Genomic DNA, 13,919 nt, shown 5'->3' with positions numbered 1-13,919 from the left:
ACCGCCCGGGCCGGAGGGCGGATCCGACTACGCCGCGCCCGTAATGCGGCAAATGCCGATCTGATGAGCATTTATTAATACGCTTGCCCCCTCGGCCCCGCCGCCTCCCTCGGCCCGCCCGAATCCGCGAAGGACGCCCGTGATGCTCCTCCACCGGACCCAGCGGTTCCCCCTCTCCCCCGCCCTGCGCACTCCGCGCCGCGCCGTGGGCCTGCTCCTCGCCCTGTGCCTGGTGGCCCTCGCCGCCGCCGTCGGCGGCCACGGCGTCGGTGAGCGCCTGGCCCCCGGCGGCTGGACACCGGCCGACGCGCCCTCCAGCCGGGCCGACGCCTTCCTCGCCACCCGCTTCGGCGCCGGCCAGCCGCACCTGGTGCTGGTGGCCACGGCGCCGCAGGGCGTCGACGCGCCCGCCGCCACCCGCGAGGGCCGGGCGCTGAGCGACCGCCTCGCCCGCGACCCGCGCACCGCGTGGGTGCGCGGCTACTGGCCGCACTCCCTCGCGGAGCTGCGCAGCCGCGACGGGCGCAGCGCCGCGGTGGCCGTACGGTTCCGCGGGGACGAGAAGGCCGTGCTGGCGGCGGCCAAGGCGATCACCGCGCGCGAGAGCGGGCGCGCGGGAGCGCTGCGGGTCTCGGTCACCGGCGAGGCGGCGCTGTCGGCCGAGATGGAGCGCCTGAGCACCCGCGGGGCCATGATCGCCGAGATCGTCATCGCCCCGCTGGTCCTGCTCATCATGCTGTGGGTCTTCGGCAGTCTGGTGGCGGCCCTGCTGCCGGTCGCGGTCGGCGCGTTCGCCGTCGTCACCACCACCGCGCTGCTGCGGCTGCTGAGCGAAGTGACGACCGTCTCGGTGTTCGTCCTGAACATCGCCACCGCCCTGGGCTTCGGCCTGGCCGTCGACTACTGCCTGCTGATGGTCAGCCGCTACCGGGAGGAACTCGCCGCCGGCGCGAGCCCGGTGCGGGCCGCCGAGCGGGTGCTGGCCACCGCGGGCCGCGCGGTGGCCTGTTCGGCGACCACCGTGGCCGCGGCCCTGGGTGCCCTGCTGGTCTTCCCGCTGCCACTGACGCGGTCGCTGGCCCTGGGCGGGGCGGCGGTGGCGCTGTGCTCGGCCGCCGGTGCCCTGGTGCTGCTGCCGGTGCTGCTGGTGCTGCTGGGCGAGCGGGTCAACCGCTACGACCTGTTCGCCCGCTGGCGCCGCGGGGCGGACCGCACGGTGGCCGAGGGCCGCTGGTACCGGCTGGCGATGTGGGTCACCCGGCGGCCCGCCGCGGTCGCCCTGGGCACCCTGCTGCTGCTCGGGCTGCTGGCGGCGCCCGGCGCCCAGGCCCGGTTCGGGATGTACGACGACCGGATCCTTCCCCCCTCCTCGCCGGTGGCCCGGGCCTCGCAGCGGCTGCGCACCGGCTTCGCCGGGGACGGCGACAGCGCCGCGAGCGTCGTCCTGCCGGGCGTGCGCGTGGCGGGGCCGGGGGCCGCTCCCCCGGTGCAGGAGCGGGCCGCGCGCGCGGCCCGGCCTGCGCCGGCACGCGCGACCGCGGCGGTGGACGCCTACGCCAGGCGGGTGTCCCTGCTGCCGGGCGTGCGCCAGGTGAGCACCGCGACCGGGGTCTACCGCGGCGGCCGGCACGTCGGCTCGGGCGGGCCGTGGGCGGCCGGGTTCACCGGCCCGGCCGGCACCTGGCTGAGGGTGACGCCGAGCGCCGCCTCCGCCCTGTCCCCGGACGGCCGGCTGCTGACGCAGCGGCTGCGCGGGGAGCCGGCCCCGACGCGGGCGGCCCTGGTCGGCGGCCCGGGAGCGCTGCTGACCGACACCGAGGACGCGCTGGGCACCCGGCTGCCGGCCGCCGTGGCCCTGACGGTGGCCGCCACGCTCGTGCTGCTGTTCGTCTACACCCGCAGCGTGCTGGTGCCCTTGAAGGCCGTGCTGCTCAACGCGCTGAGCCTGGCGGCGACGTTCGGCGTCATCGTCGCGGTCTTCCAGCAGGGCCGCCTGGAGGCGCTGCTGGGCCCCCTGCACGGGCCGCCCACCACCGACGTGATCATTCCGGCGGTGATGTTCTGCACGGCCTTCGGGCTGTCCATGGACTACGAGGTGTTCCTCCTCTCGCGCATCCTGGAGGAGCACCGGCGCGGTACGCCCACGCGGACGGCGGTCGCCGTCGGACTGCAGCGCACCGCACGCCTGTTCACCTCCGCCGCGCTGGTCTTCGCCGTCGTCATGGCCTCCCTGGCCGCCTGCGACCTGGTGATGCTGCAGCTGATGGGCTTCGGGCTGGCCGTGGCCGTCCTGCTGGACTGCACGCTGGTGCGGGCGCTGCTGGTGCCCGCCGTGATGTCCTTGGCCGGCCGCGCCAACTGGTGGCCCGGCGCCCGCCGCCGCGGCGGCCCGGGCGCCCCCGGCGCGGCCCTGGGCGCACGCCCGGCGCCCGCGCCCGGGCGGACGCCCGTGCGCTGAGCGGCACCGGGATGAGCGCCTGCACGGGGTGAAATCCGCCGCGCCTGCCGGGGACGGCCGTCCCCCGGCCCCATACTGCGATCACGGCCCGCGGTCCGGGGCCGGTGGTCAGGAGGGCCTGCGTGTCATGATCAGCACTTCACTCGCGGCACGGCCGACCCGCCGCCGACTGCTCTGCGCCCTCGCGGCCGCCGGCGGTCTGGGCACGGTCGGCGGTCCGGTGGCGCGTGCCGCGGCCGAGCCGGGGCCGCCGGCGGGCGGCACCCGGGGGCACATGACCACCCGGGCCGTGGATCCCGATCCGGACCGCGCGCGCGAGATCCGCGCGGAGTTCGTGCACGCCTGGCAGGGCTACAAGCGCCACGCCTGGGGCCACGACGAGCTGCTGCCGCTCTCCGGCGGGCACCAGGAGTTCTTCGCCCGCGGCCGGCCGGTGGGCCTGTCGATCATCGAGGCGCTCGACACCCTGTACGTGATGGGGCTGGACGCCGAGGTCGAGGAGTGCCTGGAGTGGATCGAGGACCGGCTGGACTTCGACCTCGACGCCGACTTCCAGGTCTTCGAGGCCACGATCCGGCTGGTGGGCGGGCTGCTGGCGGGGTACGCCGCCACCGGGGTGCGCACCCTGCTGGAGCTGGCCGCCGACCTCGCCGACCGGATGCTGCCGGCCTTCACCCGCTCGCCGACCGGCATGCCCTACCGCTTCGTGAACCTGCGCACCGGCCGGGTCTCGGGCACCGTCCTTCCGGTGGCGGAGATCGGCACCAACATCCTGGAGTTCGGGGTGCTCTCCGAGCTGACCGGCGACGCGCGCTACCGGCGGGCCGCCAAGCGGGCCCTGGGCGCGGTGGTGGAGCGGCGCTCCTCCCTGGACCTGATCGCCTCCGTCATGAACGTGGAGACCGGCGAGTGGACCGACCGCGAGGGCATCGGCGTCGACCCGCCCGTGGACTCCTTCTACGAATACCTGTGGGGCGCCTGGGAGATGTTCGGCGACCGGGACTGCCGTGACTGGTTCCGCCTGTTCGCCGCCTCCCTGGAGCGCTACCAGGCCGAGCGGGTGGACGGCCGGCTGTGGTTCCGCCACGTCGACTTCCGCACCGGGGAGGCACTCGGCCGCCGCCAGTCCTCCCTGGCCGTGGCGATCCTGCCGGTGGGCGGCGCCAACTCCCTGGCCGCGGACTACTACCGCTCGTGGACGGCCGTGCTGGAGAAGTACGAGGTGATCCCCGAGCTGATCGACTACGGCCGGCTCGCCGCGCTGGACCGGCGCAACCTGCTGCGCCCGGAGTACGCCAACTGCGCCTTCGAGCTGTACTGGCAGACCGGTGACCCCTATTACCGCCGGACCGCCTGGCGGTACTTCGAGAACCTGCGCGAACACCACCGCGTCGACGGCGGCTACGCCGTGGTCACCGACCTCACCCGCCGCCCCATGACCAAGGGCGACCACTGCCCCGCGTACGTCTTCGCCGAGAACTTCAAGTGGCTCTACCTGCTGTTCTCCGGCACCCCGCGCTTCGACTACCGCAACGGCTACCTCAGCACCGAGGGCAAGGTCCTGCGCGGGCTGCGCCGCAGCCGGTCCTGACGCGTGATCAGGCAACCGCGGCGCCCCTGACGGCGTCCTGTGGGGCGAGAGCTGCCGCCGGAGACGGCCGGCGGTACGGGGGAATCCACGGGGGTCGTGGCATGTCCACTGCTGTCACCAAACAGGAAGCCGTTGCCGAGCTCGTACCCTTCCTCGACGCGTTGCGCGTGCCGCCGGTGCTGCGGCCGGGCCGGGCCGAGGCGCTGCGCGGCATCGAGATCGAACTGACCACCACCTGGGTGCGGCTGCACTCCCAGCTGCCGCCCACCCGCATGTGGACCTACGAGGGCCACTTCCCGGGGCCGACGATCGAGGTGCGCCGCGGCCGGCGGCTGCGCGTGGCCTGGACCAACCGGCTGACCGGGCCGCACCCGGTCGTGGCCGTGGAGGTGCAGCCCACGCCGGGCGCACCCGACCCGGCCGACGTGCCCGGCCGCGGCGGCGCCCAGCCGCTGGCGGGCGTGGCCGCGCTGCCGCCGTGGGCGGTCACGCACGTGCACGGCGCGCGCACCGGCGGCGGCAACGACGGCTGGGCGGAGAACGCGGTCTCGCCCGGCGACAGCCAGCTGTCGGAGTATCCCAACGACCACCCGGCGGTGGCCTGGTGGTACCACGACCACGCCATGGACATCACCCGCTGGAACGTCTTCGCGGGCCTGGCCGGGATGTACCTCGTGCGCGACGAGGAGGAGGACGCGCTGCGGCTGCCCCGCGGCGAGCGGGAGATCCCGCTGATCCTGCAGGACCGCAACCTCGACCAGGACGAGGACGGCCGGCTGACCGGCGCCCTGCTGCACAAGACGGTGGTGCTCGGGCAGGACGCGCACGGGCGGAACGTCACCCGGGCGTTCACCGGCCCGTACACCCTGGTCAACGGCGTCATCTGGCCGCACCTGGACGTCGGTGCCCGCTGGTACCGCTTCCGCCTGCTCAACGCCGCGAACGCGCGCGGCTACCGGCTGGCGCTGGTGGACGACGAGAGCGGGCAGCCGGTGGAGGGGGTGCTGTGGCAGATCGGCACGGACGGCGGGCTGCTGCCGCGGCCGCTCGCACTGGACGCACCCCTGCCGGTGGCGCCCGCCGAGCGGATCGACCTGCTGGCCGACTTCCGCGCCCTGCGCGGCCGCAGGCTGCGGCTGGTGGACGTCACCGCGGGCGTGCGCCACCCGCAGGTGATGCAGTTCCGCGTGGGGGCCGCACCGGCGGGCGACTCCTTCGTGCTGCCGCAGGTGCTCTCGCCGTCCTTCCGGCGGATCACCCACGACGACGCTCCCGGACACGGCCACCGGCTGGTCGTCATCACCCCGCCCGGCACGGACGGCAGCGCCCACCCCGAGCTGTGGGAGATGCACCCGGTGACCGACGGCTCGGTGACCGCGCCCGCCACGGGCGTGATCCAGCTGCAGGGCGCCGACGGCACGCTGCGCACGTACGTCAGGGGCGCCCGGGCCTTCGACGACGCGCTCGGCTACATGGTCGAGCACGACGCCTGGGAGCAGTGGAGCTTCGTGAACCTGGGCGGCCCGGACCACCCCATGCACATCCACCTGGTGGACTTCCAGATCCTGCGCCGCGATCTGTACCCGGCGGGCACCGCCTTCGACCCGGCACTGGGCGGCACGCGCACCCCGCTGCAGCACACCGGCACGGTGCCCGTGGCGCAGACCGAGGCGGGCTGGAAGGACACCGTCCTGGTGCCGGCCGGGCAGATGGTGAGCGTGCTGGGCCGCTTCCACGGCGCCAAGGGCCGCTTCATGTACCACTGCCACCTGCTGGAGCACGAGGACATGGGGATGATGCGGCCGTTCGTGGTGATGCCGCCGGAGGTCATGCGGTTCCACCACGGCGGTGCGGAGGGCCACCCCCACCACGCCGGTCACGGTGGCTGAATCCCTCGGCCGTCGACCAGTTTCGGCCTGGTCCGCACCACGGAGCGTCGCCAGCATGTACCCCGAGCGATCATTCGATGTCAGCCGGGGGGACGGGCCATGGCCTACCGCATTCACTTCACGGCGCAGGACCTGGCGCGCACCCGCGTCGCCGGGACGCCCCTGCCGCTGGCGGAGCTGGGTACGGCTGCACGGACCCTGCGCGACCGCAGCCGTCCCCTGCTCTTCGACGCGTGGCGGGGCAGGGTGGCCGGCGGGCTCTCGGGGCCGGCAAGGATGGCACTCTCGCTCATCCCGCCGGTCGGCTTCTCGCCGACGTTCCTGAACCTGCCGCGCACCGGTGAGCCCCGGGCGCTGCTGGAGGAGGTGCGGCGCACCCCTCGCCGGGTGGTGGCGGCCGAGCTGGCCACGATCGCCGAGCGGCAGCCACTGCCGCGCTGGGCGCACCGGCTGCCGGGCGACCCCGTCCTCCTCGGGCAGCTCTGCGACGGGCTCGAAGAGCTCTTCGACCGGCTGCTCGGCCCGTACTGGGAGCGGCTCGCCGGCAGCTTCGCGGCCGACCGCTCCCTGCGCACGCGCCAGTTGCTGGGCGGGGGCGTGGAGGCCCTGCTGATGCAGGCCAATCCGCAGTGGATCACCTGGCGGGCCCCGGTGCTGGAGGTGCGGATGGCCAACGACGCGGACGGCGATCTGTACCTGGAGGGCCAGGGGCTGCTGCTGGTGCCCTCGTTGTTCGGCTCCCGGTCCCTCGTCGACGCCGACGCCCTGCCCCGGCCGGTGGTGACGTATCCGGCCGGTCCCGACCGGACGCTGCACCGGCTGGCCCTGCTCGCTCCGCCGCGCGGCCCGGCCCGTCCCGGGTCGGCACTGGTGGCGCTGGTGGGCCAGACCCGGGCCCACGTGCTCGGTGCCGTCGCCGACCACCCGGGCTGCACGACCAAGGAACTGGCGGCGCTGGTCGGGGTGGCGCAGGCCAGTGCGAGCGAGCACGCGACGGTCCTGCGCCGGGCGGGGCTGATCCGCACCCTCCGGCATCGCAACAACGCCCTGCACAGCATCACCCGCCTGGGTGCCGAGCTGCTGGACGGTGCCGGTGTCGACGTGCAGGTCTGACGTTGCGTTCACCCGCGGCCGCCGGGGCCGGGCGGCCGCGGTGACGGGTGCCGGCGTGCTGGCGCTGGCCGCGGGCCTGGCCGGGGGCCTGGCCTTCCACCGGGCGGGCGCCTCCCCGGCCGACGTGCTGCGCGACCTGGCGGTGGGCTGGGCCTTCGCCGGGGCGGGCCTGGTCGCCTGGTGGCGGCGCCCGGCCAACCGCACCGGGCTGCTGATGCTGGCGGAGGGCCTGAGCTGGTTCGCGGGCAACCTGCAGGGCACCGACGTGCCGCTGCTGTTCGCGCTGGGCGCCTGGTGGGAGGGGCTCAACCTCGCGGTGCTGGCCCATGTGTTCCTCGCCTACCCGGGCGGGCGGCTGACCACCCCCACGGCCCGGCGCGTCGTGGCCGGGGCGTACGTGCTGGTGCTGGTGGGCGGCCTGGTGCGGGTGCTGACCTACGCCCCGGAGGCGAGCAGCTCCGCCACGTACCTCGCCTGCACACGCTGCGGGCCCAACGCCCTGCTGGTGCACCCCGATCCGCAGCTGTTCGACGCCATCGACCTGGTGTACCGGTGGGTGGGCGCCGTGCTCACCCTGCTCACGCTCGCCGAGCTGGTGCGCCACTGGCGCGGCAGCAGCCGGGCCCGGCGGCGGGCGCTGCTGCCGGCGTGGGTGGCGGTGGCCGTCGCCGCGGCCATGGTCGGCTGGGAGGTGCTCTACGTCCTGGCGCCCGGGTTGCTCGGGCCCGGCGAGGACACCGTGGCCCTGTTGTCGGACCTGAGCGAGATCGCGGTGCCGCTGGCCTTCCTCGCCGGCCTGCTGCGGATCCGGCTGCGCCGGGCGGCCGTGGGCAACCTCGTGCTCGAAGTGGGTGCCGACCCGACGCCGGACCGGCTGCAGGAGGCCCTGGCCCGCGTGCTGGGCGATCCGTCGCTGCGGTTGGGGCTGTGGGAGGCGGGGGCCGGGGCGTATCTCGACCCGGGCGGGCGGCGGGTGCACCTGCCGCGGCCGGGGTCCGGACGCGGCCTCACCAGGGCGGGCCCGCCCGGCGAGCCGATGGCGGTCCTCGTACACGACTCGGCCCTGGAGGAGGAACGGGAACTGCTGGCATCGGTGGGCGCCTCGGTGCGCCTGTGCCTGGACAACGCACGGCTGCGCTCGGCGGCCGACCACCAGGCCCGCCAGGCCGGTGCACGGCTGGTCGAAGCCGCCGACCGCGAACGCCGGAGGCTGGAGCGCGACCTGCACGACGGGGCCCAGACGCGGCTGGTGTTCGCCCTGATGCACCTGAAGCGGCTGGAGGCCCAGCTGGAGCCGGGCGCCGATCCCGCGGTGCGGCGCTCGGTCGCCGAGACCGACCGCACCCTGCGGACGGCCCTGGAGGAACTGCGGTCACTGGCCCGGGGCATCCACCCGGCCGTCCTGACCCGGGAGGGGCTGGGGCCGGCCGTCACCGCCCTGGCGGAGCAGGCCGAGCTGCCGGTCGTGGTGTCGGTGGAGCCGCGACGCTGCCCGGAACTGGTGGAGTCGACGGCGTACTTCGCGGTGTGCGAGGCGCTGTCGAACGCGACCAAGCACGCGGGGGCACGTGCGGTGAGCGTGACCGCGCGCCACGAGGCGGGGCGCCTGGTCGTCGAGATAGCCGACGACGGTCGCGGCGGCGCAGATCCCGCGCGCGGCACGGGACTGGCCGGGCTGGCGGACCGGCTCGCCGCGGTCGGCGGAGCGCTGCGGCTGAGCAGCCCGGTCGGTGCGGGCACCCGCCTGCGGGCGGAGCTGCCGTGCGAGTGACGGTGACCGAGGACTCGGTGCTGCTGCGCGAGGGCCTGGTGAGGCTGCTGAACGAGGAGGGCTTCACCGTGACCGGGCGGACGGAGGACGCCGCGCAGTTGCTGCGCGTGGTCGGCGAGGACCCGCCGGACGTGGCGCTGATCGACGTACGGCTGCCCCCGTCGTTCACCGACGAGGGTGTGCGCGCGGCGTGCGCGCTGCGCGAGCGCTTCCCCGGCGTGGGTGTGCTGCTGCTGTCGCAGTACGTGGAGACGGGCAGCGCGGTGCAGGTGATGTCCCGTGAGCCGCGGGGCTTCGGCTATCTGCTCAAGGACCGCATCGCCGACGTCTACGAGCTCACGGCAGCCGTCAAGCGGGTGGGCGCCGGTGAGTCGGTGATCGACACGGAGGTGGTCGCCCGGCTGCTGGCCCGCCGGCGCGCCTCCAGTGCGCTGGAGGAGCTCACGCCGCGGGAGCGGGACGTGCTGGAGCTCATGGCCCAGGGGCGCACCAACGAGGCAATCGCCCGCCGTCTGGTGGTCGGCGGCAAGACGGTGGAGACGCACGTGCGGAACATCTTCACCAAGCTGGGGCTGGAGCCGAGCCTGACGGACCACCGGCGGGTCCTGGCGGTGCTGACGTACCTGCGGAACTGAGGGGCTGCGCGGCCTCTTCAGGGTCTGCCCTGATGTGGTGCCGCAGGGTGGTTCCTAGAGTGAACGTGCTGGTGAGAGCGGGGGGACCACCACTGGCCCCGCCGCCTTCTTCTCTCGCGGCCCCAGGGGCCGCCCACCCTTGACGGAGAGTGTGTGATGTTCGTTGTCCGTGCCCATGTCCGCCGTGCCGTCGCCGCTGCCGGCCTTCTCCTCGCGGTCCTGGGCGGTCTGTCCGCCCCGGCGTCCGCGGCCCCGGGCGCGCTGCCCGGAGCCGGTGAGGAACGCCCGCCCGTCGTCTGCTGCTGAGGAAGGTCACCCCTCGCCGGGGAGGTGCTCCAGGAAGTCCAGCAGGGCCTCGTTGACCTCCTGGGGGCGCTCCTGCTGCGTCCAGTGGCCGCACCCGGGAAGGGTCAGGCTGCGGTGCAGCCGGGGCAGCTGCTGGTCCAGTGAGGCGATGAGGAGGTCCATGCCGGGGAAGGAGCGCACCAGATCGCGGTCGCCCGCCACGTAGAGGGCGGGCACCTCGATGCGGCGGCCGTCGAAGGCGGCGAGCAGCTCGAAGTTGCGGTCGATGTTCCGGTACCAGTTGAGCCCGCCGGTGAAGGCCCGTGCGCCGTGCGTGGCGTACTCCCGCACGAAGGTGTCGATGTCCTCCTCGGTGAGCCATGCGGGGAGTTCCTTCGGCTCCGGCATGGTGTCGAGGAGGGTCTGCCCCTGGGGAATCACCCAGGGTCGTGGCGGGTCGGTGGCCGGGCTCTGTCCCGAGGCACCCGCCAGCAGGCTGCGGAAGGTGCGGGCGGGATCGTGCACGAGCTCGGCGTCGGCGCGGCCGGGCTCCTGGAAGTAGATCTGGTAGAAGCCGTCGCCGAGCAGGGCGCGCAGGGCCGGCAGCGGTGGCTGCGTGCCGCGCGGGACGGGCGGGACGCTCAGCCCCGCCACGCCCCGGACGACGTCCGGGCGCAGCAGGGCGGTCGTCCAGGCGACCGGTGCGCCCCAGTCGTGCCCGACGACGACGGCGCGCTCCTCCCCCAGCGCGTGGATCAGGGCGATGACGTCGCCGGTCAGGTGCGCCATGGTGTAGGCGCCGATGTCGTCGGGCTGCTCACTGCGGGCGTAGCCGCGCTGGTCGGGGGCGACCACGCGGTAGCCGGCCGCGGCCAGCGGGGCGAACTGGTGCCGCCAGGAGTACCAGCTCTCCGGGAAGCCGTGCAGGAGCAGGACCAGTGGCCCCTGCCCCTGTTCGGCGATGTGCAGTCTGATGCCGTTGACCTCTACGTCCCTGTGCTCGACCGCGCCGGTCACATGCCCTCCTGCTGTCCGCCTCGTGGGCCGTGCGGGGTGCCGGGCCCTCACGTGCCCAACGAGGCGGGGTGCCCCGGGTGTTCCCGGGCGGGCGCGGCCGGCTCAGCCGCGGTGGCAGCGGCGGATGAGCGAGCGCACGGCCTTGCAGGTGGTGTCGGAGGGGCGGTGCACCCCGATCTGCTCGGCGGCGACGCGTATGCGGCGGTCGGTGGCCCGGTCCGCGGTGTAGACGCCGGAGTGCAGCAGGGCGATCGTCAGGCGCATGGCCTTCAGCTGGCGGTTGTGTGACTCGTACCAGGCGCGCGGGTGCCCGGCGGGCAGGCGTTTGGGCGGCAGCGTGGGCAGGGTCGGCAGGTTGGGCAGCGGGGTCGGGGCAGCGGCCATTGGGCGTCCTCCAGAGGCGGTCGTGCAACCCTCTTTCTTACGGTCCATTTTACTGCGGGGCACTGACAATCGACCCTGGTCAGCCCGGGTTTGGGCGGGGTACGACGACGGCCCCGGCCAAGGGCCGGGGCCGTGCTTCGGCGTGCGCTGCTCGTTACGTGTGCGAGGCGGCCTTGGGGGTCGCCGGGCAGGTGATGTCGGTGCCGGTCTGGTAGATGCCGTCCTTCTTGGCCTGACCGCCCTGGTACTCGTAGTAGAGGTACGAGTAGAAGTCGATGCGGCGGCTGGGGCCGCAGGCCGAGTCGGGGGCGATCTGGTAGGTGATCTTGGCGGTGCGGCTGGCGCCGGGGACGACGGGGACGTTGTAGCGCAGGGTGCCGGTCGTCGGCGTGACGTCGCACTGGACGGTGTCGCCGGTGCAGGTCTTCAGGGCGTACTTCAGGCCCGGGTCCTGCGAGGTGTTCCACGTCGGCTGCAGCGACTGGTAGACGAACTGGGTGTTCGTCGTCTGGTCGTTGGTGAAGGTGAGGGTGATGGTCACCGTGGAGCCGGGCGTGGCGCTGGCCTTGTCGACGGTGAGCGTCATGGGCGCGGGCGCCGCCGAGGCGGGCTGGACCATCCCGGACAGGCCGGCGGCGAGGGCGAGGACGGCGGACAGACCGAAGCGTCTGAGGCTGTGAGAGCGCATGGCCGAGGAGAGTAGACACGCGCATGCCGTACGACAGCACCGCCCGAACGACACCGGCCACGCCCGGTCGCGCCCGGCACGGTTCCGTTGCTGGTGTGAGGCCTGATGCGGCACGGGCACATGCGTACGAGTTGGCCGGGATGTGCCGGTCGGTGCGGGTGGTGAGGCCGGTGCGTCCGGCCGTCCGGGGTCCTCGCGCCCGGCCGGCCGGGCCGCCGCACCGCCGCCGTGCCGGTCCGTCAGTCCGCCGCGGCCGCCGCCTGCGGAACCACCGCCTCCTGACGCTCCTCCTCCACCGCCCGGCGCAGCTGCTCGTCCTCGATCAGGCTGCTGGGGTACAGGGCGCGCCCTGCGGCGTACGGCCCGGCGTAGACGGCGATCAGCTGGCGCACCTTGCCGCTGTCGGCCTGGGAGGGCAGCCGGGCGCCGCCGGCGGTGCCCGGCTCGGGCAGGCCGGACCACATCTCCTCGGCGGCGCTCATCAGCTCGTCGGCCTCCTCGCGCAGGCGGTGCCAGGCGCCGTCCCGCAGGGCCTGCTCCATGGCGGAGAGCGCCCCGAGGATGGTGACGAAGTCCTCCGCCAGGCGCTCCTCCTCGGGGGTCGGCTCCAGCGCCTTGACTGCCAGCTCGGTTGCGTACATGGACACCTCCACGGACGGGACGGGGGTCGCCGGGGTCAGGTGCGCGATCCCGGCATCCGGCATCGTCGCGCCCCGGGCGCGCGGGTGCGGCCGTTCAGCGTGAGCGCGCTGGCATTTATCACCCGGTCGGCCGAGCGGTGCGCGCCGCCCGCCGACCGCCCGCCGCAACCCCGCCGCTCGCGGCTCGTTGGCGGGGTGTCATGAGCCGCGCGCACGCCTGTCCTCCGCGCCGCCGGGCGGCGCACCGGCTGCTGCTCGCCGCCCTCGCGGCGACCTGCGCCTTCCTGCCGCCGTCGGCACCGTCCGGCGCGCCGCCGCGGGTGCTGGCCGTGCGCCCGCTGCCGGCGCTGACGGGGGCCTTCGCCGCGTACGCGGAGCGGGGGCGGCCGGACGGGCGCTGGACCGGCGGCGACAGCACCTACTCGGTGCCGGTGCGGGCGGGGCGGCTGTGGGTGTTCTCCGACACCTTCCTCGGCACCGTCCGCCCGGACGGCTCCCGGCCGCCCGTCGGCGAGGACGGCCGCCCGGGGCCGGGCAGCCGCAATTTCTCGGACAGCAGCGATTTCCGGCACAGCAGCGGTTTCGTGCACAACAGCTTCGTGTTGTGGGACGCCCGCGGCCCGCACACCCTCACCGGGCACGACCGGGCGGGCCGGCCCGTCTCCCTGGTGCGCGAGGCGGGCGGCGACCGGCCCGGCGCCCCCTGGTACTGGGCCCGGGCGGGGCTGCCCGAGGGCGGCGGCGCCGCGGTGGTCTACGCGCGCTACGCCCGCACCGGCCCGGGCCCGCTCGACGTCGCCTGGCGCGGCAACGTCCTCGCGCGCTTCGGTGCCGGTGACCTGACGCGGCCCCGGACGCTCACCCCGCTGCCGTCCGCGACCGGTACCGCCTGGGGCGCGTGGCTGCTGCGCGCGGGCGGGCGGACGTACGTCTACGGCACCCGGGCGGTGCCCGGCGGCGGCAGCCGGCTGTACCTGGCCCGGGCGGTCGGCCGGGACCTGCGCGGGCCGTGGCGCTACCGGACGGCCGGCGGCGGGTGGTCGAACGCCGAGACGCGCGCGGCGCCGCTGCGCGGCCCGGGCGGGGCGCCGCTGCGCGTCTCGGAGGAGCTCAGCGTCGTGGCGCACGGCGGGTGGTACGCGCTGGTGACGCAGCAGGCCGACGAGGCGCTGAGCCCGCGGATCCAGCTGGCGTGGGCACGCTCCCCGGGCGGGCCGTTCACCCGGCCGGCGACGGTGTGGACCGCGCCCGAGGCGGGACCCCGGGGCACCTACGGCGACGCGGACGTCATCGCCTACAACCCGCACGAGCACCCGGACCTGGAGCGGCCGGGCGAGCTGGTGGTGTCGTACAACGTCAACAGCCTCGACCCGCGGGACGTGATCGCGCGGGCCGCCGTCTACCGGCCGCGCTTCGTGCGCGTCCGGCTGGGCTGAGCCGGCGTCCG

General features: G+C 75.1%; 12 protein-coding genes. 8 read left to right on the top strand and 4 right to left on the bottom strand.

The genetic code is table 11. From position 1 onward, the window contains the following. The first annotated feature begins 142 nt into the window (after positions 1–142). The 7 genes from ABD361_RS23150 to ABD361_RS23120 all read left to right on the top strand — a co-directional run bounded on the left by ABD361_RS23150 (position 143) and on the right by ABD361_RS23120 (position 9,763). Complete coding sequence (locus ABD361_RS23150) at positions 143–2,458, top strand: MMPL family transporter (protein WP_344437467.1); 2,316 nt, start codon at positions 143–145, stop codon at positions 2,456–2,458. A gap of 127 nt (positions 2,459–2,585) precedes the next feature. Next, positions 2,586–4,049, top strand: a complete 1,464-nt coding sequence (locus tag ABD361_RS23145) for a glycoside hydrolase family 47 protein (protein ID WP_344437465.1) — start codon at positions 2,586–2,588, stop codon at positions 4,047–4,049. Between the two features lie 101 nt (positions 4,050–4,150). Continuing rightward, a complete protein-coding gene (gene phsA / locus ABD361_RS23140) occupies positions 4,151–5,938 on the top strand; it encodes an O-aminophenol oxidase PhsA (RefSeq protein WP_344437463.1) in 1,788 nt (595 codons plus the stop codon). A gap of 99 nt (positions 5,939–6,037) precedes the next feature. Further along, positions 6,038–7,051 carry an ArsR/SmtB family transcription factor gene (locus tag ABD361_RS23135; protein WP_344437461.1) on the top strand — a complete coding sequence of 338 codons (1,014 nt, stop codon included), beginning with the start codon at positions 6,038–6,040 and terminating at the stop codon, positions 7,049–7,051. Positions 7,052–7,091: 40 nt separating this feature from the next. After that, the gene (locus ABD361_RS23130) at positions 7,092–8,822 is read left to right on the top strand and encodes a sensor histidine kinase (protein WP_344437458.1); all 1,731 of its coding nucleotides are present in this window, start codon (positions 7,092–7,094) and stop codon (positions 8,820–8,822) included. After that, positions 8,813–9,457: a response regulator transcription factor gene (locus tag ABD361_RS23125; RefSeq protein ID WP_344437456.1), complete on the top strand. Its 645-nt coding sequence runs from the start codon at positions 8,813–8,815 to the stop codon at positions 9,455–9,457. Before ABD361_RS23130 ends, ABD361_RS23125 begins: the two co-directional genes overlap by 10 nt. 156 nt (positions 9,458–9,613) lie before the next feature. Next, positions 9,614–9,763: a hypothetical protein gene (locus tag ABD361_RS23120; RefSeq protein WP_344437454.1), complete on the top strand. Its 150-nt coding sequence runs from the start codon at positions 9,614–9,616 to the stop codon at positions 9,761–9,763. Positions 9,764–9,769: 6 nt separating this feature from the next. Here ABD361_RS23120 and ABD361_RS23115 read toward each other — a convergent pair whose 3' ends face one another. From ABD361_RS23115 to ABD361_RS23100, 4 genes are all read right to left on the bottom strand, one after another. After that, on the bottom strand, positions 9,770–10,759 hold the full coding sequence (locus ABD361_RS23115) for an alpha/beta fold hydrolase (RefSeq protein ID WP_344437452.1): 990 nt from the start codon (positions 10,757–10,759) through the stop codon (positions 9,770–9,772). Positions 10,760–10,861: 102 nt separating this feature from the next. Continuing rightward, a complete protein-coding gene (locus ABD361_RS23110) occupies positions 10,862–11,143 on the bottom strand; it encodes a hypothetical protein (RefSeq protein WP_344437450.1) in 282 nt (93 codons plus the stop codon). A gap of 154 nt (positions 11,144–11,297) precedes the next feature. Beyond that, positions 11,298–11,831, bottom strand: coding sequence for a hypothetical protein (locus tag ABD361_RS23105; protein WP_344437448.1), 534 nt, complete (start codon positions 11,829–11,831; stop codon positions 11,298–11,300). 239 nt (positions 11,832–12,070) lie between these two features. Beyond that, on the bottom strand, positions 12,071–12,472 hold the full coding sequence (locus ABD361_RS23100) for a hypothetical protein (protein ID WP_344437446.1): 402 nt from the start codon (positions 12,470–12,472) through the stop codon (positions 12,071–12,073). Positions 12,473–12,672: 200 nt separating this feature from the next. Between ABD361_RS23100 and ABD361_RS23095 the strand changes: the two genes are divergently transcribed. Beyond that, complete coding sequence (locus tag ABD361_RS23095; protein WP_344437444.1) at positions 12,673–13,908, top strand: glycoside hydrolase family 183 protein; 1,236 nt, start codon at positions 12,673–12,675, stop codon at positions 13,906–13,908. Positions 13,909–13,919: the final 11 nt, after the last annotated feature.

Source organism: Streptomyces luteosporeus (assembly GCF_039532865.1).
In the GTDB taxonomy this organism is placed as follows: domain Bacteria; phylum Actinomycetota; class Actinomycetes; order Streptomycetales; family Streptomycetaceae; genus Streptomyces; species Streptomyces luteosporeus.
Note: the sequence above shows the minus strand (reverse complement) of the source record. Positions and strands in the feature narration are given on the sequence as shown.